Genomic DNA, 25186 nt, shown 5'->3' on the forward strand with positions numbered 1-25186 from the left:
GAGCGCTTGTTTGGTATTTATAAAGAATAAGACAATCTCTTTGTATCAAGTTACAGGTGGAGAAGTAGGATCAACCTCACCTGTAAATAATTTGCGAATATCTTCACGTTTGGCTTTGGGGCCAAGCAAGTACACTTTATCGCCTGCTAGGAGAACGGTATTGCCGCGTGGGGTCAGTATTTCTTCATTACGAATCAAAGCGGTGATCAATACACTTTGTGGTAAATGGATATCTTGAATCTCTCGATTGATCATACAACTTCGCTTATCCAGAGTGAGATGACTAATCTCTGAAGTCGTACGCCCGGTCGCTACCAGTTCGATAATCGAAGGTTGTTGATCCGGTATATTTTCAGTCAATCCTAATTTGTCTGCAAGCGATGAAATAGTCGTTCCTTGAATCAGAGCAGAAGAAAGAACAATAAAAAAGACCACGTTGAAAAATAAATGTCCGTTAGGTACACCTGCTAATAACGGATAGGTTGCGAGCACAATCGGAACAGCTCCGCGAAGCCCTGCCCATGCAACTAATGTTTTTTCACGAAACGAAAATTTACTGATCAATAGACTGGCATACACGCCTAGTGGTCTGGCTACCAGAATCAGCAAGATCGATAAGATAATACCTTGCCATGCTACAGCAGGCAATTGAGAAGGAAAAACAAGTAAACCGAGTAATACAAACATTAAGATTTGCATAATCCAGCCAAAACCCTGATTGAACTGTAAAATCGAACGCCGATACGTCAGATCAGAATTCCCCATCACTAGAGCCATCACATATACTCCCAAAAAACCGCTAGCATGAGTAAGTGAACTTACCCCGTATGTAAAAAGAGCGGCTGAAATCGCCAGTACCGGATATAAACTCGCTGTCTCAAAATTAATTTTGTTAATCAGCATAACCGCAAGCTTACCGCAAATAATACCGAGTACCAGTCCAAAACCCATTTCCCAGAAAAACGAAAAGATTTTGCTCCAAATGCTTATCGAAGGATCTTGAATTAATTCGATAAACATAATTGTTAAAAAGACCGCCATCGGATCATTACTACCAGATTCAGCTTCAAGAGTAGAAGTGATTTTTTTGCTGACATTTTTACTACCCAGTACAGAAAAAACGGCGGCTGCATCGGTCGATCCCACAATCGCTCCAAATAATAATCCTTCGGTAAGACTTACCCCTAAAATTAAATGAGCAAAATAACCGATAATAAAAGTAGTAAGCAATACACCTATAGTAGCGAGAGATAAAGCAGGACGAATAACCGGTTTGACCATATCCATCCTTGTCTGCATTCCGCCCTCAAACAAAATAATGACAAGTGCTAATACCCCGAACCATTGCGTGATAAAAGCATTATCATAATAAATAAAACGTCCGAGTCCCATACCAGCCAGAATAAAAAATACAAGTGCAGGCATCCCGAAACGAGAAGAAAATTTGGTAGAAAGCACGCCAATCAGTAGAAGGCTTCCAAGAAGTAAGATCAAATTACTGGTCATTTCTGTTGTATGCATAGGCAAGCCCCTTTTTATCGTAAAATATATCTATAGTTATATATTAAGCTTTTATATATAAACAAAATCATCTTTATAAAAACATCAACTTTTAAACATGTGGAACCGAAATAAATAAAGTAAGAAGCAATTGCTGTTTTATCAAGTGACGTATTCAGGAAAAGAGGGGACTACTTTGAAGTCATATCGAACGTTCCTCAAGCAAATTTTATTCAATTATATTATCGGATCATTGATCGCTGTAGCAGTGGTCGGTGGATTATTTGTTCTAACAACGATTGATGCACCACTTTTGCAAAATATAAGAATGATTGGCATTATGATGTTTTCGTTTATGGTGATGCTAGGGCTTGAAGGAATTGTATTTAGACGTCATATTCGTATTATTCGTGAAGCATGTGTGATTGATTTTCCTACAGAAGAAATGATCAAGAGTGCCTATATCCAACTACATAAATTTCCCAAGCTATCGGTGTATCGCATTATGTTGCCACATTTTTTAGGATTAACAGTGCCGGCATTGATACTGATGATTGTTTGTATGGGAAAAGGTTGGATTACGTTACCGACCTACTATCTGTGGATCGGTGGCGCAGGAGCATTAATGGTAGCGAGTATGCATGCTTTTATTGAGTTTTTTCTAACTGCTTCAGCGATTCGTCCAATGCTGATCTTGATGAAAGAACGTCTACATCGTCTGTATGGTAAAGATATTTTGGAATTAGGACAAGTTCATGTGTCAGTTCGTCGTAAATTTCAATGGAGTATTTTTTTGATCGGTGTATTTCCGTTAGTATTATTTAGTCTGGCGGCGCAGATCCGTCTGCAAGAAATGACAGGTGTACAAAGCGGCGAATACTGGAGCTGGGCAGGGTCTGTGATTCTAGTCAGTATCGCTTTTAGTATTGTCGGCGCACAGTTACTAGCAAGAGATGTAGAACATCCCATTCGTAATCTGTATAGCGAGATGGAGCATGTCAAAAACGGCGATTTTAGCGGCGAAGCAGAAGATTATTATTCAGATGACTTTTCGTTATTAATTTCAGGATTTAATCATATGATCAAAGGATTACAATTACGTGATCGTCGCAGTGCTCAATTACAAGATAGTTATTTTGCTACTTTAGCGGCGGCACTGGATGCGCGTGATCCGTATACCGCCGGACATTCATTACGTGTAGCTGAATATGCTGTTATTATCGGAGAAAATGCGGGTCTAAGCACGTATGAATTGGATCGTTTACGCAAAACAGCGTTGCTCCATGATATCGGTAAAATCGGAATTACAGATTCGGTATTGCTCAAAGACGGTAAGCTGACAGATGAAGAATTTGATCAGATCAAAAAACATCCTGCACTGGGCGAAAGTATTTTAAAACAGGTAGAACCGAAAGACGCGATGCAACCGTACTTGCCAGGTGTCCGTTCTCATCATGAGCGGTATGATGGCAAAGGCTATCCTGATGGGCTACAAGGTGAAGAGATTCCTTTATTCGGACGGATTATCGCTGTTGCCGATGCGTATGATGCTATGACATCGAATCGACCATATCGAAAAGGAATGCCAGCCGAAAAAGCGATTATGATTTTGGAAGAAGGACGGGGAACTCAGTGGGACCCGCAGTTTGCTTCGATCTTTATAGATAGTTATCGTAAGAAAAAAGAGCTGATCTCTTAGAAGATCGGCTCTTTTTTTGGTTGGATATAGAATTGAGGTTGGTATGTTTGATTGAAGTAAAAGAAGTCGCGTTTATAGTGCCAAACGCCGAAAGTAAGATATTTTGCTGTGCAAAAATCATGTTTGATTGAAGTAAAAGAAGTCGCATTTATAACGCCAAATGCTTAAGGAATTAGTTTTGTTTTTTTCGCTTTTTCTGCCATTTTTTCAGTCAGAGGGCCCAGCGGTTTTTTGAATATGACTGCAAATAGCATAAACAGTATCATAAATCCTATCAGATAAAGCACATCTCTATATACCGTCTCCATCAGCATACCACCGACAGCTTCACGTAGCACTTCTACAGCATAGGTGAATGGGAACCACGGATGTAATGCTTGGAAAAAAGTACCGGTCATACTGACAGGGAATGTACCACCTGAACTTGAAAATTGAAGCACAAGCAGGATGATTGCCAGTCCTTTACCAATATTGCCGAATACCGATACCAGTGTATAGGTTAGTGTGACAAAGACCATACTGATCAATATACTTAATCCGACAAACCAGACTTTATCGACGACATAAGCGCCCAAAATAAAGATATCTCCTAGCGAAATAATAAGTGCTTGTACCATACCAATCGTCATAAAAGTAAACATTCGACCGAAATAAATCTGATATGGACGATAACGTTTTTCTATATCTTCGACTTCGACTTTGAACATAGATACTAACAACATTGCGCCTACCCAGATCGAAAGGGTGGTGTAAAATGGCGACATTGCAGAACCATAGTTAGGAATCGGATACGTGCGATTTTGTTCTAACTGTACCGGGCTTGATAAGAAGTCACTTTCTTGCTGGATATCTCCTTTGAGCCATTTGATAATTTGGGACAGTTCGCTATCGCTATTTTTGAGAAGTCGGACTTTATTGGCTGCACTATGAACTGATTTTTCAAGTCCAGGCAGATCATCACGTATAAAATCGCCTACTTTATGCACAGCATTTTCGGCTTCAGGTAATTTGTTTTGGATCAAGTCTGTAATTTTATCTAATTCTTTTTCTGCTTTGGGTAGATCGTTACGTACAAAATCGGCGGCATCATGAATTTTCGTTTCGATACCAGGCAGATCATTATTTACAAAGTCAGCCGCATTATTAATAAGCTTGGTGAACTCGGTCATTTTGCTTTGTAATAATTGATTAGCATCATGTAATTTTTTCTCGATAGTCGGAAGATCGGTCTGCAATTGCTTCAGTTCTTCTTGACCGAACTGTACGCCGCTTTGAGCATCATTCAGAACAGCTTCAACATCAGGGAGCTTTTGCTGGGCAGTCTGCAAAACACTTGCTGCATCTTTGGCTACTGTTTTCAAATTGTCTAGCCCTTGATTAATATCAGGGACAATCTGACTATCATAGATCGAGATGATATCACCTAATGTATCGCTAGCATCCGTTGACAATTGACGAAGATTATTCAAAATATCTTCAGCAGGTTGTTGACCATTGCTGATTGCTTGATGAATACTGCGTACCAGTTCCAATTGACGCTCAAATTTATCGTGTACTGTATTGAGGCGACTAATTGGATTGTCGAGTGGATGGTTCGGCAATACATTATTTAGCCGAGTTAATAGGTCCGTAGTACGTTCGATAATACCGACCGCACGAGATAAGCGTGTATCTAGAAATGACAGAGCATCCAAAGCCGCTTGAGGATCAATATCTGCTCCTTGAATGGCATCGACTAATTGAGTTGTCGCATCGGCTGTTTGTTGTAAAAGAACTAAATTTTGACGAACAATAGGCGCTACTGAATCAAAAGCACCGTCATTTTCATCTAAAAACGTATTTACTCGATTCGTAAAATCAGCACTGATATCTGTAATTTCTTTTACTTTTGGCAATGCTTCTTGCGCTGCGGTAATAATACCTGATAATTTGTCAGCATCTTCAATGGCTTTATTGAGTGCATCTTCTACTTTGTAAAAGTTTTTATCTAGTTCGTTCACTTTGTCTGCAGCGGCTTGAATTTCAGGTAGTCTTTTTTGTAACAATAAAATTTGATTGCCTGCTTCTTTGATCTTCGGTAGATTATCTTCTACTTTGAGAATCATATTACCAGCGGCTTCGATTTCAGGGATTCGTTGTTGCAAAGCGACAATTTTTTGCGCTTGTGCATCGATTTGAGGAAGCTTTTTCTCTAACTCTAAAGCTTTATCTGCAAATTCATCAATCTCTGGCAATCGTGCTTCGACCGTCAAAATTTTATTTTCAATCTTGCGAATAGTAGGAAGTTCTTCTTCAAATTTGATCCCGGCGTCTTGCATTTTGGTCAGTACAGCTTCACTGGCGGTTTCTACAAATTCATCGCTAATTTGTTGTGTAATAGTAGTTGCACCTTTATCGGTGATTTTGGGTGCGACTGCACTGATTTTTTCATTTACTGTATAGATAATTTTGGGCTTCACTGGATCATCGGTTAGAATACTAGCAATCTTTTTAGAAAAGTCAGATGGAATCAATAGGCTAGCATAGTATTCGCCTGTATCTACTCCATGTCTAGCAGTATCTTCATCTACAAATGTCCAGCCCAGTGTCGTGTTCTTTTTGAGATTTTCCAGTACTTGATCGCCGACATTAATGTCTTTTCCTTCGATCTTGGTTCCTTTATCTTGAGAAGTGATAGCAATTTTGATGCCTGCTGTATTGCTGTACGGGTCCCACATCGCTTTGAGGTTAAACCACGCATATACAGAAGGTAATAACATAATCGCAATGACTAACAAAATACCTGTAGAGACACCGAAAATGTTTTTCCAATCACTTTTATAAATATTCCAAATGTTTCTCATAACTTCGTTATACCACCTAATCGCCTATAATAAATTCATTACTCTGTACTATTATTTAACCTTTAACACCTTACACTACCCTACCGATTCAGAAGTAAAATCTCAGGTTAAATAAAACGTAAGATAGCTTTGATACCAATCTTTGAACAGGTTGTATACCTTGAGTATGGATAATAAACGCTATAAGCTCAACAAGCAAGTGAATATTATTCTTTTATTTAGGTAGGCTATCTATTTATTTTTATTGTATCATAATTTTCATATGGATGTGCTTTGAATCAAATAAGTCCGTATCAGCATTTGGTAGGCGTCATTATATCTGTCAGTGTTGATCCAACCCAAAATGATAAAGGAGCGAATAACAATGAATGATGATATTATCAAAGGCAAATGGACTCAATTTAAAGGTGAAGCGAAAAAGCAGTGGGGTAAATTGACCGATGATGATCTAGATGTAATCAACGGCGAGAAAGAAAAATTTATCGGAAAACTGCAAGAACGTTACGGTCATAGTAAAGAAGCGGCCGAAGAAGAGTACAATACATGGAGCAAACGTCATTATGAGAATGATGCTAACAATACGTTGTTATAAGCTGAAAATAGACCGTTTTGAAATTTAGACTTGCCAGAATGGTCAAAGTATCGTAAAATTGGTCTTGCATGTGATTAACAACGACATAGATGGCACATAACATAAAGGGCGATTGTAATATCCTTAATCGGGGATATCACAATCGCCTTATTCATTTATTGCGGGAAAATTGTTGAGATGCTTAGGCGCGTGGTGAGGCGCTGCGAGAAGGGGATCTTCTTGGCGTCGCTGGTGAACAATGATCCCTTGAATAACCGCTATGCGGTGGGGATCATCGTTCAAAGGCGACTTTCAGAAGATTCCCCTTCTCTTCGCTCACTACGTGCTGAAGCATACAGTAATAATTTTCTTGCGGCTCTGCCGCTGTGGGAGTGGCAGGGTAGGTCAAGGAATGAGTGGGGCAAGAGATATAAAAAAAGAGATATCAATTTGTCGAGATATAAAATATATCTAAGATATAGTCTGTGTAATAACAAGAGTTATAATTTATGTACGGATAGAATGATGGAATGGTTTACTTTATATAGAAATAAAATTAATGTATATCACATATGCAAATACTACATAATAAAAAGAGCTGATGACAAAGAGTGAGGATATACGACTTTGCATCAGCTTTTTATTTTATTATGATCTATGATTTAGAGTGGGAGTAGGGCAACTTGGGAGCGTTGACCGACTTGAGTAACCATTTGTTCCCATGCTTCTGGTTTTTGAGCAAGCACAGCATAGTAACGACGCAGGAACTTTTCAATTAGTGATCCGGGTAAAGATTGAGTTGCAGGATCGTAGGCTAAAAAGCAGAAGTCCAGTTCAGATACAGCTTCGCCGTCGTTATTCCACGATGGGTGGATATAAGGGAAGTCTAATTTGCGGTAACCAAGATGAGATAAGACTTCACGACGTACAAATGGATCCATCGGTTTGATGCCACCAAATTCATGATGTTCGATACGATAAGGATCATAGATTTCTGCGAACATGCCGAATAGTTCTTTGCCTGCTTCACTTGCGACTTGTTGTAGATCGCTCTGACGTTGTTGAGCTAGAAAAGCTCCGATCCCAAGTCCAGGTTCACCAATAATCGTAAAGTCCGTCATCGCTACATTATCTTCTTCGTAATAACGGTATTCAGTAGCTCCAACCACTTTGCCTTCATGTACAGCAACAAATACGCGGATACCCGGATCTTCTAACGGTTCTTTCCATAGATCAAAAGACAATACTTCTTCTGCCGGGAAAATACGTCCCATCAAGCCATGCATATCTGCAAATAGTGGATCTTCAATATTGGTAATACGTACAAATTCCATTAAGATCATCCTTTCAAGTTACGTGCGATAAGTAGCGGATTCTTCCATTCCATCAACACAGCATAATGGAGTGATTCTTCATCGTCTAAATAATCTTTGATAATCGTGAGCGGTGTGCGTCCACAGCGAAGTAGAAAAGAAATCACTGGATCATAGACTGTCCCTTGAGTGATAGCTTCTACATACTGCTGTGGTGTATAGTCCTGAGCGACCTGATGATAACCGGGCATACGACCTGCACCGAGTAATCGTGTGAGTCCCATCGCTGTAACAACTTCATACATCGACTGCATCAATAATTTACCCAGTCCCCATTGCCGATAGGAAGGATGTACACATAGATCAGCGATATACAGTGTATCTCCTGTTGGCTGATGATTGCGAATATATCCGTTGTCAGTGACTTCTTCCCATGTATGCTGAGGATGATCCGGGTCAAAATCAATCAATAATGAAGTCATCGAACCTGCCAGTACGCCATTGATTTCGATACAAAGTGCGCCTTGAGGAAAGCGTGTGATATGTTCATGCAGTTGCTCGGTATTCCACCATAGCTCGGAAGGATACGGTGGAGGAAAAGCAGCACGCTGAATCTCGATCAAACGCTCAAAATCTTTTTGTGTATATGACCGGACGATAGCAGGATATGGGGTACGGTTATGGAATACATAACATGATTTATAATATGATGGAAGAGCATCTTCAGGCGTCATCATAGATTAAGACCAATCGGTATACAGATCTGTACGCCGATCACGCCATGTGGTAACAGAACCTTTTTCACGAACTTGATATAACAGCTCTAGATCAAGGTCAGCGGTTACGATCATATCATCATTGATCTCGCCTTCCACCAGAATACCACGTGGTGGAAAAGGAACATCATTCGGCGTAATCACAGCCGCTTGTCCGAAGTTGCCACGCATAAAGTCTACTGTTGGTAAAGAACCGACTGTACCCGTTGTCACTACATAGACTTGATTTTCTACAGCACGAGCATGACTGGTGTAACGAACACGATGGAAGCCATGACGATCATCGGTACAAGACGGACAGAATATCACATCTGCACCTTTTGCTTTTGCCATACGCACAATTTCAGGGAATTCGATATCATAACAGGTTAATAGAGCGATCGTTCCTTTATCTGTTTCAAATACAGTTAAGCCATCACCTGCTGACATATTCCATTCGGTTACTTCTGTTGGCGTGATATGAATTTTGGGTTGTACAGCAACCCGTCCATCTGGATAAAATAAATGAGCTGTATTGTATAATTTGCCTGCTTTTTCGATTACATGGGTACCACCGATAATATGAGTACCTGTTTCTTGAGCAAGTTGTTGAAATAGTTGCACATAAGCTTCAGTGAAATCAGGTAATCTCTCAATACCTAGTGCTTGTCCATGTTCATCACCAATCGATAACAATTGAGTGGTAAAAAATTCAGGAAAAAGAATAAAGTCGACTTCAAATTCTTGAGCTGTCTTCACATAATGGGTCACTTGAGCCGCAAATTCTTCAAAAGAAGATATGGTGTGAAGGCGATATTGTACCGCCGATACGCGAAATTTCATAGTAAATGGTAACCTCCTGATATTGAGATATACTCATCATAACAGAATTAAGAAAGGTTATAAAAGAGGAACAAATCCAGTACGTGTGCTACAATCTTAATTGGAATATATAATATATATTTTACTTTATTTTACAATAAAAGCAGGAGTGATCATATGGGGTTCATAAAGAATTTCCTGATGAATGCGGGGATGATGGTCACCATTGCATATGTGGCAAATCTGATTTATAAATATGCACTTATCCGCTTTTCAGCACGTATTAAATATATCAGTTCTATTTTTTTATTGATTTTTGCTGGTTGGGCAAGTTGTTTTTTTGGATTTCGATTAAGTGAAAATGTTATTTTTGATCTTCGTTTTTTGCCTCTGATCGTTGCGGCGGCTGTCTATTCTAGACCGATTGTCATTATGCTGGTCGGTGTAGGCATTGGATTGACCCGCTTAACTTTTAGCATAGATATGGCGGCTTTTGTAGGAGTATTGAATCTGTCTATTCTGGGAGCGGTCTGTGCTGTTCTGAATATCTGGATGCGCAATAGCACTGTTAAGTTGCACATCAAAGCGATTATAACAGTGCTCGTCGTAAATATTATTAATACGTTTGATATTGCTGTGCTAGGTGTTGTACCGATACGTATCTATTTATTTGAAATCATGCCTTTTACGTTACCGATGTCAATCTTAATGAGCAGTGTATTTGTATTTATTCTGCGTGATTTTCATACAGAACGTCAGCGAATGTTACAACTTGAGCATGCCAATGAATTACTGTATCAACAGACCGAGGAACTGCAACAGACTCAATTTGTACTGGAAGAACGAGCCAAGCAATTGTTATTAGTATCTCAATACAAATCTGAGTTTTTGGCAAATATGTCTCATGAATTACGGACACCGCTCAATAGTATTATTAATCTGGCACAGATTATGGCTGACAAAGAAGATCAACGTACAGTAGAAGAAACTGCTCTGTATAGTCAGATGATTTATCAATCAGGCTTAGATTTACTGGAATTGATCAATGATGTGCTGGATCTATCCAAAGTCGAAGCAGGCAAGCTCGAAATTACGTATGAAGAAGTAGGATTGTGGGAATTAGTAGAAGGATTACGCATGCATTTTGAAATTACGGCTCAGAAAAAAGGCATTACATTTGCCACTGTACAAGATCCATCTGTTCCAAAAACGATTTTCTCGGATTCTCAGCGGATTCAACAGATTTTACGCAATTTGCTTACTAATGCGTTTAAGTTTACGCAAAAAGGCAGTGTAACTCTGCGCATACACACCTATGACAATAGTGAAGATCATAGTGAATGGATTGTATTCTCTGTGCAAGATACAGGAATAGGTATAGCGCCTTCTCAACATCAATTGATTTTTGAAGCATTTGAGCAAGCGGATAGTTCGATTACGCGCCGTTATGGAGGGACAGGTCTGGGATTATCGATCAGTCGAGATTTAGCGACGATGTTAGGCGGATACTTGAGTATGGAGAGTCAAGAGCATGAAGGCAGTCTATTTTCACTCTATCTTCCGTTGCTTCAATCTCAAGCTACAGATTGATTATGAATACAAGCTGTAGATAAATTCGATCGCTACCTGACATTGAGATTACACTATAAAAAGTTTATAAAAAATATTGATCATGTAGTAGATCTAGATGATGACTGCAATGAGAACGGATACATGTTCTAAAAAAGTGTAGCATCAACGTTTGGTTATTGGCAGAGAGGGTAAACAAACCTAATTCTAAGTTTATGTAATCAAAGTCATCTTTTGTAATGTACAAAGGAGAGGATACTTATCAAACGAAGACGCGCTCTTGGACTTAACCGTTTGAATTTGCAAAAACGAAGATATTCAATGTATCGCAATCATCTACGAATCGCTACAACAGAAGGTATTCCGGCTACAATCTTTTCGACATTATTAAGCGGGCCTTTTTTGACAGGATTTCTATTGTATCTTGGAGCAACCGCAGGACAAATCGGATTGGTGATCGCATTAACTACACTGGTTAATGTCGGACAGGTGATCGTTGCTTTTTTGATCCAACGGTTACATAAGCGGAAATGGGTATTGATTTTATCTGTATTTCTGCATCGGGTATTATGGGGAGCTACCGGGTTAGTTCCATTTATTTTTGACAAAGAATTATGGGTGCCTGCTTTTATCGTGTTGTATATTTCAGCGTTTGTAGCTAATGCCGTTATCGGTGTAGTCTGGGCTTCGCTTATTGGAGATATTGTTCCCGGTCGCTTACGTGGTAGATATTTTGGTATTCGCAATACGATACTGAATGCGTTAGGCAGTGTCACTTTATTTGTCGGAGGGTTTTTGCTAGATAAGTATCCGGGCGGGCAAGGCTTTCTCATTTTGTATATCATCGTATGGATCTGTGTTGTGATGAATGTTGTTATTTTTCTATTTTATCCAGATGCTCCGTTTGAACGATCAGCAGAAACGAAATTTGTACCGATGCTACGTAAGCCTTTGTATGATCGTCTATTTATGAAAGCTACTTGGTTTCTAGCATTCTGGTTATTGTTGCAGACGCTGGTTGTTCCGTTGTACTCGTATGTAATGTTGGAAGTATTGCATGTGAGCTACTCGATTACATCCATTATGACTGTCGTGCAGACGATATTTATGATGATCAGCTTTTATTTCTGGGGCAATATGAATGCACGCTTTAGTAACAAAACATTGCTGTATTGGACGCTTCCTTTTATTGCGGCTTCTTGCATCGCATGGAGTCTGAATGCGATTATCCCTGTCGTGCTAGCGCTTCTTATTATTCATATGTTACTTGGTATCGGGGTAGGTGGATTCAACCAGCTATCGTTCAACTTTATTATAGGGGATACACCGAAAAATGATCGTCCGATGTTTATCGCTGTTTATTCGGCGATTACAGGGCTGACTTCTTTTATCGGGCCATTGGTTGGCGGTAAAATCTTTGAGTGGATCGAGCCTTTGCCTAGATGGGTACAAGTATTTGGATTTCAGACTGCTGTAGGGTTGCTATTATTAGGTCTAGCCGTAACGATAGGACGCAAAGTTTTAAAAAATCCAAGTCTGCATCAGTTGTGACCAGCGATCATATGATTTGATAATCCCATCATTATCGCTTTTCTAGAAGATGAACTTTGTCGTGAGGATTGCCAAACGTCAGTCTGCACGCTTAAAATGATGTCAGACATATACTACTTTTAGGAAAAGAGGTTATTACGAATGAGCAAGCAACCGATTTCTACCGATCGTGCTCCTGGAGCACTTGGCCCTTATTCACAAGCAATAGATACAGGACTTTTTATTTTTGCATCCGGTCAATTGGGTCTTGATCCTGTAAGTGGAGAATTAGCAGAAGGCGTGCAAGAGCAAGCGCGTGTAGCTCTTCAAAATGTAACTGCCGTATTGGATGCAGCAGGAAGCAGTCTAGATCAAGTAGTCAAAACAACAGTCTTTTTGCAAGATATGAATGATTTTGTAGCGATGAACGAGATTTATGGTCAATTTTTCAAAGAACCGTATCCTGCTCGTAGTGCTGTGCAGGTCGCTCGACTACCGAAAGACGCTTTGGTTGAGATCGAAGTTATCGCTTTGAAAAAATAATTAGTTTAAGCAAAAAAGACTTTCTCTTTAGAAGAGAAAGTCTTTTTTTGTTAGTCTAGCGGAATGATTAGAATGAAGCTGAACAGATTATATTATTCCTTTTTATTCAAAATAAGAAGGAGACGCTAAAGCAACTGTTGAGAAATATAAATTTCTTTTCTCATATTCTTGAATTTCAGGCGTTAATTCATTTAAGAATTCGCTAGAATTTACTATGTCTTCTGTTATACTATCAGGTCTCCAAAAGGATAATCCAAGCTCTTTAAAAGTAAAACAAATGCGCATATCAGATTCATCATCTTTCATATACTCTGTCTGCTGACTCAAGCGGTTTATGATATCATCCGCTTTAGTTTTGAATAAGTCTATCCCATCGTAAAGTAATTCGATATCAAATTCACCGAATGGATTCCAGGCTTCAATGAATATTAATTTATGATTGGAATCGTATTCTATTTTACTAAACAAATCTTCTGCATTATGTAGTGGAAAGTTCTTACATTCAGCCTCAACTTGCGATTGATCCATTCCTAATTGTATTGAACCTATGCTAACTAAAGGCTTAATTATAATGGGTTCCATAAGTAGTCTCCTTATTTTAAAAAATTGATCATTCATGTAGTTCGCAATGAAATAAATAGAATATAAATTACTAAGATTATAATTGTAAATAAAAAAAGATGCAAAAATATTTGGGACTAACTGAATTCTTAGTAAACATCAATCAAAAAGTCTATTCTTGATATCAAGAATAGACTTTTGCATAACAATACCTTTATTAATCCCGTATACGATTACGAGCAAAGAAAATCACGATCGCATAGATAAATAGCACAACTGCTAAAATAATAGCGGTTAACCAAGTACCATGAGAATCTTGATGTTTGAACGCAATCGCAATATACGCCCATACAAAGACAAGCGGATAAATACTATCACGATAACGATATCCAATGACCAGAGCAATCAATGCACCTACAATTAGTCCAATGACTGACCAGACAGTCGGTGAAAGTCCAAAACCAGACCAATCATTTTTGTGTAAGACAATTCCTACATTCAAAATCGTAGCTACCGATACCCAACCCATATAAATACTGAAAGGCAATTTGACGAGAATAATCTGTGCTACAGAAGGACGAACGATTTTTCGTGTGCGTACATACAATACGATGGTGGTTAACAATAACAAGATAATAATGACTGTTGCAATCTCAGTTAATAAAGAGTGCCAGAAGAATAACCAGATGATATTACATAATGAATTGATGACTAACCAGATTCCAACAGCTTCAATGCCTTCTTTACTTTCAGAAGAGTTACGGAATTGGTAAATAACAAAGCCTACCAGTAATAAATAGATCACAGACCATATGGAAAATGCGTAACTAGCAGGTGTTAATAAAATTTCAAACATAGCTGAAATTTCACCTGTACCTCTACCGAATAGTGGTAGTGTAGCTGCTAGATAGTTCATAACCAATACAGCCGCAATAGCTACAACGTTCAGCCATTTGTACGTATTGAGTTTGGACAATAGGAGTCCCTCCTTATTTTTTTGAGGATCATATGTAAAGCTAACATTCGATATACAGAATGCTTTAATTATATACCCATTTCAAAGCGCAGTTACACAGCATATGCGATGTACCTCTTCTTAGCAGAAGTGCGAAAAGTATTCATCTAGAGATACTGTTATATCGATCTATCTTATTCAAAAAAAATGATTGCGCTCTCATGATTTGAAATGAATATTCCTAAAACAGTCATCAATTTGACAAACCTTGGGTATATAACAATATGTTGATTGTTTCATCTGATAAAAGGGACTTGAAGGAGGATACTGAATATGGTCGGTAAAAAAGCATCACAATGGATTCAGCAGATTATTTTTGTAGGGCCCGCCACTTTGTTTTTTGCATTAATTGTGATTATTCCATTTATTTTGGGTCTGTATTACTCATTTACAGATTGGAATGGTATTTCGAAAACAATCAACTGGGTTGGATTTAGCAATTACACACATATCGTTACCAAAGATCCTGATTTCCGAAATGCATTTTGGTTTACTGTTCGCTTTACAGTAGTAGGCATTATTATTACCAATATCATTGGTTTTACGTTGGCTTACATTTTGACCAAGCCACTATTTACACGTAATCTGATGCGTACGATTTTCTTTATGCCAAATATGATCGGTGGATTGTTACTTGGATTTATCTGGCAATTTATTTTTATCAAAGGTTTTGCTGCTGTCGGTGAAGCTACTGGATTATCGTTATTCAATCTTCCCTGGTTAGGCGATCGCGCGACTTCATTCTGGGGCATCGTGATTGTGTTTGTCTGGCAAACCGCAGGTTACTTGATGGTTATCTACATATCTTCTTTAAACAATGTACCGAAAGATGTTTTGGAATCAGCAGAAATTGATGGAGCAACACGCTGGCAAGTTGTACGTCATATTATTTTCCCATTAATTATGCCTGCAATAACAATCTGCTTGTTTTTAGCAATCTCGTGGGCATTCAAAATGTTCGATCTCAACTTAGCATTAACTAACGGTGGCCCATTCAAAGCAACGGAATCGGTAGCACTGGATATTTACAATGAAGCTTTTACCAATAACCGTCTAGGGCTTGGTACAGCAAAAGCTGTAATCTTCTTCGTTATTGTGGCACTGATTACCAGTGTACAAGTACGTCTGACGAAAAGCAGGGAGGTTGAACTATAATGGATATTCAAAAACGATACGGTGTTCGTACACTGATTCTCGAAATTATTGTTGTGATTGTCGGTTTAATCTTCCTGATTCCATTTTATTTTCTACTCGTCAATTCAGTGAAATCTTTTGCTGATATTTTGTCTAACTCAGCAGGCTTGCCTCAAGCGTATTTGTGGAGCAACTATGCCAAAGCATGGACAGCTATCGATTTTCCGACAGCACTTAAAAATTCATTGATTGTAACGATCGTCAGCAATCTATTATTGGTGTTAATCAGTTCGATGGCTGCTTATCAGATGGTACGTCATCCATCGTTATTTAATCGTATCTTATTTTTTGTTTTTGTAGCTGCCATGGTTATTCCTTTCCAATCGATTATGTTGCCGTTGATGGAAATGGCAAGCAAATATCGTCTAAACAACAGCATATACGGCTTGATCGTCAGTTATCTTGGATTTGGAGCACCATTATCAGTCTTTCTATTTCATGGATTTGTTAAAACAGTTCCTCTTGAAATCGAACAAGCTGCGCGTGTAGATGGTTCTTCACGTTACGGTGTCTTTTTCCGTATTGTATGTCCATTAATGCAGCCGATGTTTGTGACAGTTATTATTTTGAATACATTATGGATCTGGAATGATTATCTATTGCCTTCTCTGATCTTATCGAGTCCTGAATTGCGTACGATTCCGATTGCCACTTATAGCTTTTTCGGACAATATACGAAGCAATGGGATATGGCATTGCCTGCCCTTGTGCTTGGGATTACGCCGATTATTATTTTCTTCCTGTTTATGCAGCGGTATATTATCGAAGGCATTACGTCCGGTTCAGTCAAAGGTTAATACGACAATCATCTATTTTAGAACCAATATCAAAATAACCTACAGAACAAATTTAAATGAGCAAAACAGGAGGATTGAAGTATGAAAAAAATACTTTTACTACCACTGACTTTGCTATTCGGATTAGCGACAGTATTATCCGGTTGTGGCAATCAGAATACACAAGATGCGAGTGGAACCAAAACGATTCATATTTATCAATATAAAGTCGAAATCTCCGGTGCTCTTGCCAAATTAAAAGTAGAGTATGAGAAAACCCATCCAGGCGTGAAATTAGATATCCAGTCTGTCGGTGGTGGTAGTGATTATGCGGCTTCTCTCAAAGCTAAATTTGCTTCAGGTGATGAACCTGATATTTTTAGCAATGGTGGATATGAAGAAATGAATCTGTGGTTTGAATATATGGAGGATTTATCTGATCAGCCCTGGGTTGGCGATCTGGTCGATGGAGCCAAAGAATCGATTAGTCGTGATGGACATATCTATGGACAGCCGATCGGGCTAGAAGGATATGGATTTATTTATAACAAAGATATTTTTGCAAAAGTAGGTATTAAAGAGTTACCTACTACATTAGAAGAATTACAAGCAGTCTGTGAGAAGCTGAAAGCAGCCGGTTATATTCCATTCTCGAATGCATTTCAAGAGTGGTGGGTACTGGGGAATCATAATTCCAATATTCCGTTTGCGCATCAGAAAGATCCGGTACAATTTTTGCAACAATTGGATGCTGGAACAGCGCAGATACCTGGAAATGAGAAATTTACAGATTGGTTGAATCTGGTTGATCTTATGGTAAAATACGGAAATAGCAATCCGTTAACGACTGATTACAATACACAGGTGACGTTGTTCGCGAATGGCAAAGCTGCAATGATGCAACAAGGGAACTGGACACAAGTACAGATCGATGGAATCAAGCCCAATATGGATATTGGTCTGATGCCGATTCCGATCAACAATGACAAGCAGGAGAATGATCGCTTATTTGTCAGCGTGCCAAACAACTGGGTGGTCAACAAAAATTCACCGGTCAAAGCAGAAGCGAAAGAATTTTTAAATTGGTTAGTGACTTCGGATACAGGAAAACACTATATCACTGACGAATTTAAATTTATACCTGCTTTCAAAAGTATTCCCACAACCGATAAACAGCTAGGGCCTATCGGTTCAGATATTGTAAAATACAATGAAGCAGGCAAAACGCTCCAATGGGTATTCCCGCGATTTGCAACAGGATTAACCAAAGATTATGGCAGTACGATTCAAGCTTATATCGCTGGAGAATTGACCAGAGATGAAATGCTGGAACAAATGCAAGCAGAATGGGTGAATTTGCAATTAAGATAGTCTGACATCACTATATCTTGGCGTAGATCAGGTGATAGGAGTAAGACATACAATCCTGATCTACGTTAAAGATATCTAAATGTCTACCAACATCCAACAGCGGAGGGGAACAGTAGAATGGAAGATACAAGCGAAGCGATACACCCGGACAAGGCAGGATTACCTGTTGTACAGGAAACATGGAACTCATTTGGACATATGATTCGCTGGCAAGAACATAATGGAGCTTATCTTTGTTACGGAGAACGTAGTCATGCCGCACTGATTTTTTTGTCCGAGGGAGAATTTCGCTTTAAAGTATTTCAAGGAGAATATCCTGATCTATCAACAACGATTGCTGTATTACCTCGCAGTGAAACATCACAACCTGCTATCGAAGAAAATGACGAAAACCTTGTTTTTACAACATCGCTTATTCAAGTTTTGCTCAATAGGCAAACGTTTGCACTAACAGTGTTAGATAAGAATGGTCATGAAATTGCGCGTCAAGAAACTGTCAGTTGGAGTCCTCGTGGTGCGATTAATGGATTGTTCAATATGCAGGAAGGCTCTCACTTTTACGGATTAGGTGAAAAGTCTAGCTTTTTGGATAAACGTGGTGAGCGCTATACGATGTGGAATACCGATGTCTATGCTCCTCATATGCCAGAGATCGAAGCGCTATACGAATCGATTCCTCTACTATTGCATATGCAAGGTGAGACGACGTATGGCATATTTTTAGATAATCCGGGACGTTCTGATTTTGATATGCGTTCTCATGGAGTAGCGTATACGATAGGATGTTCTACAGGGCAGTACGATATTTATTTTATTTATGGCCCGGAATTGAAAGATGTGGTGCGCCGTTATACATCGATGACCGGACGGATCTCGTTACCACCCAAATGGGCACTTGGCTATCATCAATCCCGTTATAGCTATATGAATCAGAGCGAAGTGATGCAGTTAGCTCGTGATTTTCGTGAAAAACAAATTCCTTGTGATGTGATTTATCTGGATATTCACTACATGGAAGGCTATCGTGTATTTACATTTGACAAAATTCGTTTTCCAAATCCGAAAGAAATGATCGCCGAACTAAAAGAAATGGGTATTCGCATTGTACCGATTGTTGATCCGGGAGTGAAAAAAGATCCTAAATATCCGGTCTATCGTGAAGGGGTGCAAGAGGATCATTTCTGTCGTTACTTAGAAGGAGATATTTATTTCGGAGATGTATGGCCAGGAACAAGTGCTTTTCCTGATTTCACCGATAACAGAACAGCAGAATGGTGGGGACAATTGCACGATTACTATACATCGCTCGGGATTGAAGGCATCTGGAATGATATGAACGAACCGGCTGTATTTAATACACTCAAAACGATGGACTTAGACGTGATTCACAAAAATAACGGTCATCCGATGACCCATGAAGAATTGCATAATTTGTATGGATTACTGATGTCCAAAGCGACGTATGAAGGTATGAAAAACAATATGAATGGGCGTCGTCCTTTTATTTTGACACGTGCAGGGTATTCAGGGATTCAGCGCTATGCCGCGATCTGGACAGGGGATAACCGCAGTTTCTGGGAGCATATGGCGATGGCGATTCCAATGGTACTTAATATGGGATTGTCAGGGCTTCCTTTTGCCGGGCCAGATATTGGTGGATTCGCGCATCATACGTCAGATCAATTGCTTGTGCGTTGGACACAGATGGGAGCCTTTTTCCCGTATTGTCGTAATCACTCTTCATTGGGAACAGCGCGTCAAGAACCGTGGTCGTTTGGCGAGCAGACGGAAGGTATTTTACGAGAATATATTGGACTGCGTTACCGCTGGTTGCCACATCTATATAATTTATTTTATGAAGCTTCTCAGACAGGAATGCCGATTATTCGTCCATTGATTCTAGAGTATCCACGTGATCCGCAAGTGACTAATCTTTGTGACCAATTTCTAGTTGGGTCAGACGTGTTGATTGCACCGATTTACCGACCGGATACGTATTGTCGTGCAGTGTATTTACCTGAAGGCACATGGCATGATTATTGGACAGGCGAGCGTCATGAAGGTGGCAAGCATATTCTGGTGGATGCTCCACTAGATGTACTGCCGATGTTTATTCGTGCAGGTTCGATCGTAGTTGAAGGATCACTACGTCAATATACAGGTGATCAGGCAGATGAATCGATCACTTTCCATATCTATGGCGCTGTTGCAGATGATTCATTTACAGCACAGTATAGTCTATATGAAGATGATGGGCAGACCTTTGCTTATGAAAATGGCAATCATTCTAAGCTGGATATTCGTGCATGTGGTGGTCAGGACGAATTGCGATTGTCGATCCGTTATGCGAACCGCCAGTATGTAGCTGTTCGTGATCAGTTACGTTTTACACTGCGTCAACCGGATTTCCAACCGACAGAAATCGTAGGATTAGATCGCATTTCATTAGATGATCTGGCTGAAGGGAAATCAGGTTGGAGTATCGACGAAGATAGTGGAGATATTCTGATTCAAGTATCCGATACAGAACAAAATGAACTGGTTCTAAAAGTATAATAAAAGGTCATTTCTTTCACAGCCTATAGTGAAGGGAATGACCTTTTTTAATGTTATGCTATACATAATGTATCTTATTTCTTACTCATTATTTTGGCTAAAAAGACGATAAAGATGATAACTCTCAAAATTTATTTTAAAATATTGTATATCAATTATCAAAAAGAAGAAGCAGACTAAAATGACCCAAAGGACACTTATTGTATAGTGTACAACTACATAGAAATCTAAAAAAAACGGAGATGAACACATGCAATCATGCTGGATAGGGATCGATATAGGAGGCACAGGTATCAAAGGCGCATTGGTGAATGAGCAAGGACAGATGATTGAACGTATGGAATTGCCTACCCAAGCAGAGCAAGGTGCTAAATTTATATTAGGACGAGTATTGTATATTGCTAATGAACTCAAAAGTATTGTCTATGATAGTGTCAAACAACGCTTTATTACGATTCATGGAATCGGTATAGGTTCTGCGGGGCGAATCGACCGCGAAAGTGGCATCGTGCTGGATGCGACCGATAATTTGCCAGGATGGAAAGGTATGCATCTGGCTGAAAAAGTTACCGCTTCAACAGGGCTACCAACATCTATTGTCAATGATGCTCATGCAGCAGCGGCAGGCGAAGACTGGATTGGTGCGGCTTCTCATGTGCAATCTTCGATTATGTTAACGATAGGGACAGGTGTTGGCGGTGCACTTGTTCATTATGGTGAAGTGATCTCCGGTCAATACGGAGGAGCAGGGGAATTAGGACATATGATTCTGCATCCAGGGGGTCTGCCTTGTAATTGCGGTAAAAAAGGGTGTGTCGAACAGTATATATCAGGAACGGCTCTGCATCGGCGGGCAAATGAATATGTACCGGGCTGGAATGCATATACGTTAATGAGAGAAGCCAAGCAAGGCACAACAGAAGCGCTTTTTATATTAGATGGTTGGATTAATGATCTAGCAAATACGATTATTAATATGGATCAAATCTTCGATCCGCAAGCGATTATTATCGGTGGTGGTGTAATTGTTACACGTGGAACGTGGTGGGAATTACTTCTTCAACGCATTCAAGAATTAGGTGGTAGACCGGTATTATTGATGCCTGCACAACTCGGTAATCATGCAGGCATGGTAGGAGCCGCTCGGATTGCGATGTTAAATACGAGATTGTAATAAGTGCTGTGCTTCGGCAATGCGCGTAGGATCAAGAGCAAGATTGATATCGCTATTGATACGTACAGCACTACCCAGATGAATTTCTTGTATCGAAGTGTCTTTGACAAAATCAGCCAGAGTCTGCAAAGTTAAACCTGCGCCAGCAATCAATTGAATATGAGATTGTCTGGATAAGCGATCAAGGGCAATCATTTGATCAACAGCTTGTAGAACAGAAGGCTGACCACCAGAAGTTAAAATATGAGTAATCTGCGGATAGCGTGATAATATTTCCAGACCTCGCTCCAGATCATCCAATTCGTCAAACGCACGATGAAACGTAAAAGGCTTACCATCTGCCGCATCCAGTAGTCGCTCTAAAGCGGTGATATCAATCTGCCGATCCTTAGTGAGAACGCCGGTTACTATCGCTGCTGCACCTGTACGGGAGATATAACGGATATCTCGCACCATACTGCTTAGTTCCGCATGATCATATACAAAATGGCGACTATGAGGACGCACCATCACATTGACAGGAATATGTACTGTTTCAGTGATACATTCAACTAGACCCAGACTGGGTGTAAGTCCCCCTTCTTGTTGAGCCGCTATGAGTTCGATGCGATCTGCACCTGCTTGCCCGGCAATCATCGCATCTTCTGGAGTAGTCGCAATCACTTCTAATATTTTTCGCATAACACCCTCACTTTCTATACTCCTATTTTATAGATAGTTTACTATCAGCAATGATATAGCTGATAACGCAGCATTCTGCCATACACAGCATAGAATAGGTTGATATCGAAGTAAAGATAGGCGGAGCATGATTGTTTGTGTCGATACTTTTTTCTATACTAGAAGTAAATGAACAGATGAAAGGAGAGGAGTTCGTGGCGGATGTATCCTTTTATCGCAATCCTCAGCTTCCCTTTGTAGAAGGTAAGCGTTGCTATGCGGATGAACTGACCTATCATCGACATTTTCATGAGGAATATTCAATCGGTCTGATTCATCATGGGCATACGGATGCATGGTGTGATGGTAAGCTGTGGGAAGTAGAAGCAGGTCGTATGATTAGTTTTCCTCCACATATGCTGCATGCTTGTCATCCGAAGAAAGGATTGAAATGGAGCTATGATATGCTCTTCATTGATCCGCAATGGCTAGAAGGTATGGATCAGCAGGAATTAGCACAGATTGATATTCCTTATTTGCTGTCCACACAGAAAAATCAAGATTGTACCCTACAGATGCAACAAACGATGAACTCACTAATGAATGGGAATGAACCACTTGAAACTGAAACGGCATTGATTAGATTGCTACAGCAACTTACGTGTAGCGAGCATGGCGATCTGGATCACCAAAGCATGACTTCACCAGTTGACCGCAAATATGTTGGTATTGTACAGGAATATTTACATGCGAACTTCCATCGTCCGATTTTGCTAGAAGAATTGGAGCAGGTCACCTCTATTAGTCGTTTTCACTTGATTCGATTGTTTAAACAGTGGCAACACGTACCACCACATGTCTACCAAAATCTGTTGCGTATCAATTATGCCAAAACAGAGCTACATCGCCAGCGTCCTATTGTAGAGGTAGCAACAGAAGCCGGATTTTATGATCAGAGTCATTTTACCCGGATGTTTACGCGTGTCGTTGGAGTCACGCCGCGAAGATATAAAGTTTCGGTTACTTAGAGTCTGGTGCATTGTAGTGAAGCTAGTCGTGGTTTGACTTGTGAACGTAGAGTCTAAGGTTGGTATAGAAAAGTAGCTACATAGCAATTTTGTACAATAATTCTCTTTTCCTTTTCGCTAGTGTAGAGGAAAGAGGAGTGATGAATGATGGATCAAATGATAGAACGTGAGCAACGACTTGCTGCACAAGCAACTGCGACGCTAAAGGCGATTGCGCGTCGTCCAGATATTAAAGGATATATAGAGCATAATCCGTCTAGCTATGCGCTACTACAGCGTGCAGCAGCACGTTATGTGACAGGAGAAGAGCGGTCAATGGCGTTAGAGGTGGCTAATCAGCTAATAAGCTATGATTATGCGGTATCGCTGGAATATATCGGTGAAAATACAGTATCGCTTGCCGCCTGTGAGCAGGCACAGCAAGAACTTGCCGGATTAATCGTTGAGATGGGTGAGCAAGGGATGAGTGGGCGCGTTTCGCTTGACCTGTCGCATATTGGTCTACTTGTAGATCGTGAGCTAGCGCTTCGTCATCTCCTACAGCTAGGAGAGTTATCGCAGAGGTGTACGATCGAGCTATTTATTAGCATGGAAGAGTCAGCGAAAACGGAGTCGATCTTGGAGGTCTATCGCCAAGCAGTAGAGGTCTATCCGCTGATCGGTATCACGTTACAAGCACAACTGAATCGGACACCAAGCGATGCATTGGATATGTTAGCGCCAGGTACGCGTGTACGGATTGTTAAAGGAGCCTTTGAGGAGCTAGATACCATTGCACTCTCACGCTCGGCAGAGCTAGATGAAAGGTATAAAGAGCTATTCGAGCTAGCCGTACAGCGCGGTTGTCATATTTCTATTGCTACGCATGATGAGGCACTAATCAATAGCTTATTGCAATATGAATCCCAAGAAGCGGCTTCGGTCGAGTTAGAGCTATTGTATGGGATTCGTCCAGAACTGTGCGTGAAGTTACGTAAGCAAGGTTACCCTGTACGCATTTATTTGACCTATGGGCAGGAGTGGTATTTGTATCTGTGTCACCGGATTGCAGAGTATCCGCCTAATTTGTTTCAAGCACTCGTCGATATAGTAGGTGGTCAGCAGGAAGCTCCAGTGCTGCAATACCATGTAACATAACGAAGATAAATTGTACCCAAAACGAATATATTCAAGTCTAAAAGAGAAACACACGGATACGCTGTGGGAAGCGTAATTCGTGTGTTTTTGGTTTGCCTTCATTGTGATTTAGCAATTCACTGAATTCATTTATTTTAGCTTCAGAAGCTTCACTAATAGATCATCGATCGGCATATTGTCCATTTTGAGTGTTCCGTTCTTACCTACCGTATCACGAATCGCTTTGTCTATGCCATCTCTGATGAACAAAACAATATTTTTAGACGTGGTCATTTGTTCAACAGGAGCACTTGTTAGTGTTTTAGCAGGAGCCGTCTTTGTACCGTCAGTTATTACCGTAGGGAGATGGAGCGAATCTACGAATAACCGTAGACTAAGTACAGCAGAAGCGCCCGCAACGATAACTGCTTTTTTGAATGAACTTGATTTCATATTAGATAATTCGATGTTCGCGATTGCCATTTTAAGATTTTTAAAATGAATCTCAGTCTTTTTAGTAGGAAATCTGGAATTTTCGGGCATCCACCCTTATAATAGATAAGATACCTACTCTGGCAAAGATTATTGTT

The 25186-nt window shown here is 39.9% G+C and carries 21 protein-coding genes; 12 read left to right on the top strand and 9 right to left on the bottom strand.

Going from position 1 to position 25186, the window contains the following annotated elements:
* Window positions 1–45: 45 nt before the first annotated feature.
* Window positions 46–1521, bottom strand: a complete 1476-nt coding sequence (locus ACFSGI_RS00815; protein WP_204826488.1) for a potassium/proton antiporter — start codon at window positions 1519–1521, stop codon at window positions 46–48.
* A 175-nt stretch (window positions 1522–1696) separates the two neighbouring features.
* Between ACFSGI_RS00815 and ACFSGI_RS00820 the strand changes: the two genes are divergently transcribed.
* Window positions 1697–3199, top strand: a complete 1503-nt coding sequence (locus ACFSGI_RS00820) for an HD-GYP domain-containing protein (protein WP_204826489.1) — start codon at window positions 1697–1699, stop codon at window positions 3197–3199.
* A 164-nt stretch (window positions 3200–3363) separates the two neighbouring features.
* On the opposite strand, the gene ACFSGI_RS00825 is transcribed toward ACFSGI_RS00820, so the two are convergent.
* On the bottom strand, window positions 3364–6042 hold the full coding sequence (locus tag ACFSGI_RS00825; RefSeq protein WP_204826490.1) for a YhgE/Pip family protein: 2679 nt from the start codon (window positions 6040–6042) through the stop codon (window positions 3364–3366).
* Window positions 6043–6406: 364 nt separating this feature from the next.
* Between ACFSGI_RS00825 and ACFSGI_RS00830 the strand changes: the two genes are divergently transcribed.
* Window positions 6407–6634: a CsbD family protein gene (locus tag ACFSGI_RS00830; protein WP_204826491.1), complete on the top strand. Its 228-nt coding sequence runs from the start codon at window positions 6407–6409 to the stop codon at window positions 6632–6634.
* A gap of 641 nt (window positions 6635–7275) precedes the next feature.
* Here the strand turns inward: ACFSGI_RS00830 and ACFSGI_RS00835 are convergent.
* Genes ACFSGI_RS00835 through ACFSGI_RS00845 form a run of 3 tightly spaced genes read right to left on the bottom strand, consistent with a single transcriptional unit; the run spans window position 7276 to window position 9524 of the window.
* Window positions 7276–7947, bottom strand: coding sequence for a GNAT family N-acetyltransferase (locus ACFSGI_RS00835; protein WP_204826492.1), 672 nt, complete (start codon window positions 7945–7947; stop codon window positions 7276–7278).
* Window positions 7948–7952: 5 nt separating this feature from the next.
* Complete coding sequence (locus ACFSGI_RS00840) at window positions 7953–8663, bottom strand: GNAT family N-acetyltransferase (protein ID WP_379282179.1); 711 nt, start codon at window positions 8661–8663, stop codon at window positions 7953–7955.
* Between the two features lie 3 nt (window positions 8664–8666).
* On the bottom strand, window positions 8667–9524 hold the full coding sequence (locus ACFSGI_RS00845) for a carbon-nitrogen hydrolase family protein (protein ID WP_204826493.1): 858 nt from the start codon (window positions 9522–9524) through the stop codon (window positions 8667–8669).
* A gap of 156 nt (window positions 9525–9680) precedes the next feature.
* On the opposite strand from ACFSGI_RS00845, the gene ACFSGI_RS00850 reads away from it, so the two are divergent.
* The 3 genes from ACFSGI_RS00850 to ACFSGI_RS00860 all read left to right on the top strand — a co-directional run bounded on the left by ACFSGI_RS00850 (window position 9681) and on the right by ACFSGI_RS00860 (window position 13145).
* Window positions 9681–11093 (top strand): sensor histidine kinase, encoded by a 1413-nt coding sequence (locus ACFSGI_RS00850; RefSeq protein WP_204826494.1) that lies wholly within the window; start codon window positions 9681–9683, stop codon window positions 11091–11093.
* A gap of 300 nt (window positions 11094–11393) precedes the next feature.
* Window positions 11394–12623, top strand: a complete 1230-nt coding sequence (locus tag ACFSGI_RS00855; RefSeq protein ID WP_204826495.1) for an MFS transporter — start codon at window positions 11394–11396, stop codon at window positions 12621–12623.
* Between the two features lie 141 nt (window positions 12624–12764).
* Window positions 12765–13145, top strand: a complete 381-nt coding sequence (locus ACFSGI_RS00860) for a RidA family protein (protein ID WP_204826496.1) — start codon at window positions 12765–12767, stop codon at window positions 13143–13145.
* A 102-nt stretch (window positions 13146–13247) separates the two neighbouring features.
* Here the strand turns inward: ACFSGI_RS00860 and ACFSGI_RS00865 are convergent, their stop codons facing one another.
* On the bottom strand, window positions 13248–13727 hold the full coding sequence (locus tag ACFSGI_RS00865; RefSeq protein WP_204826497.1) for a hypothetical protein: 480 nt from the start codon (window positions 13725–13727) through the stop codon (window positions 13248–13250).
* 196 nt (window positions 13728–13923) lie between these two features.
* Window positions 13924–14682, bottom strand: coding sequence for a tryptophan-rich sensory protein (locus ACFSGI_RS00870; RefSeq protein WP_204826498.1), 759 nt, complete (start codon window positions 14680–14682; stop codon window positions 13924–13926).
* Between the two features lie 312 nt (window positions 14683–14994).
* On the opposite strand from ACFSGI_RS00870, the gene ACFSGI_RS00875 reads away from it, so the two are divergent.
* The 5 genes from ACFSGI_RS00875 (at window position 14995) to ACFSGI_RS00895 (ending at window position 21792) form a co-directional block, all read left to right on the top strand.
* Window positions 14995–15876 (top strand): carbohydrate ABC transporter permease, encoded by an 882-nt coding sequence (locus tag ACFSGI_RS00875; protein ID WP_204826499.1) that lies wholly within the window; start codon window positions 14995–14997, stop codon window positions 15874–15876.
* Complete coding sequence (locus ACFSGI_RS00880) at window positions 15876–16712, top strand: carbohydrate ABC transporter permease (RefSeq protein ID WP_204826500.1); 837 nt, start codon at window positions 15876–15878, stop codon at window positions 16710–16712. Before ACFSGI_RS00875 ends, ACFSGI_RS00880 begins: the two co-directional genes overlap by 1 nt.
* Window positions 16713–16793: 81 nt before the next feature.
* Window positions 16794–18062 (top strand): ABC transporter substrate-binding protein, encoded by a 1269-nt coding sequence (locus ACFSGI_RS00885; protein WP_204826501.1) that lies wholly within the window; start codon window positions 16794–16796, stop codon window positions 18060–18062.
* Between the two features lie 117 nt (window positions 18063–18179).
* Complete coding sequence (locus ACFSGI_RS00890) at window positions 18180–20618, top strand: glycoside hydrolase family 31 protein (protein ID WP_204826502.1); 2439 nt, start codon at window positions 18180–18182, stop codon at window positions 20616–20618.
* Between the two features lie 250 nt (window positions 20619–20868).
* Entirely contained in the window at window positions 20869–21792 is a 924-nt protein-coding gene (locus tag ACFSGI_RS00895; RefSeq protein ID WP_204826503.1) for an ROK family protein, read from the top strand.
* Here the strand turns inward: ACFSGI_RS00895 and ACFSGI_RS00900 are convergent.
* A complete protein-coding gene (locus ACFSGI_RS00900) occupies window positions 21775–22473 on the bottom strand; it encodes a copper homeostasis protein CutC (protein WP_204826504.1) in 699 nt (232 codons plus the stop codon). The genes ACFSGI_RS00895 and ACFSGI_RS00900 overlap by 18 nt on opposite strands.
* Window positions 22474–22667: 194 nt before the next feature.
* On the opposite strand from ACFSGI_RS00900, the gene ACFSGI_RS00905 reads away from it, so the two are divergent.
* A complete protein-coding gene (locus tag ACFSGI_RS00905) occupies window positions 22668–23480 on the top strand; it encodes a helix-turn-helix domain-containing protein (RefSeq protein ID WP_204826505.1) in 813 nt (270 codons plus the stop codon).
* A gap of 147 nt (window positions 23481–23627) precedes the next feature.
* Complete coding sequence (locus tag ACFSGI_RS00910; protein ID WP_204826506.1) at window positions 23628–24617, top strand: proline dehydrogenase family protein; 990 nt, start codon at window positions 23628–23630, stop codon at window positions 24615–24617.
* A 129-nt stretch (window positions 24618–24746) separates the two neighbouring features.
* Here ACFSGI_RS00910 and ACFSGI_RS00915 read toward each other — a convergent pair whose 3' ends face one another.
* Window positions 24747–25079 carry a hypothetical protein gene (locus tag ACFSGI_RS00915; RefSeq protein ID WP_379282186.1) on the bottom strand — a complete coding sequence of 111 codons (333 nt, stop codon included), beginning with the start codon at window positions 25077–25079 and terminating at the stop codon, window positions 24747–24749.
* Between the last annotated feature and the right edge of the window lie 107 nt (window positions 25080–25186).

Source organism: Paenibacillus nicotianae (assembly GCF_042681745.1).
GTDB classification, from domain to species: Bacteria; Bacillota; Bacilli; order Paenibacillales; family Paenibacillaceae; genus Saccharibacillus; species Saccharibacillus nicotianae.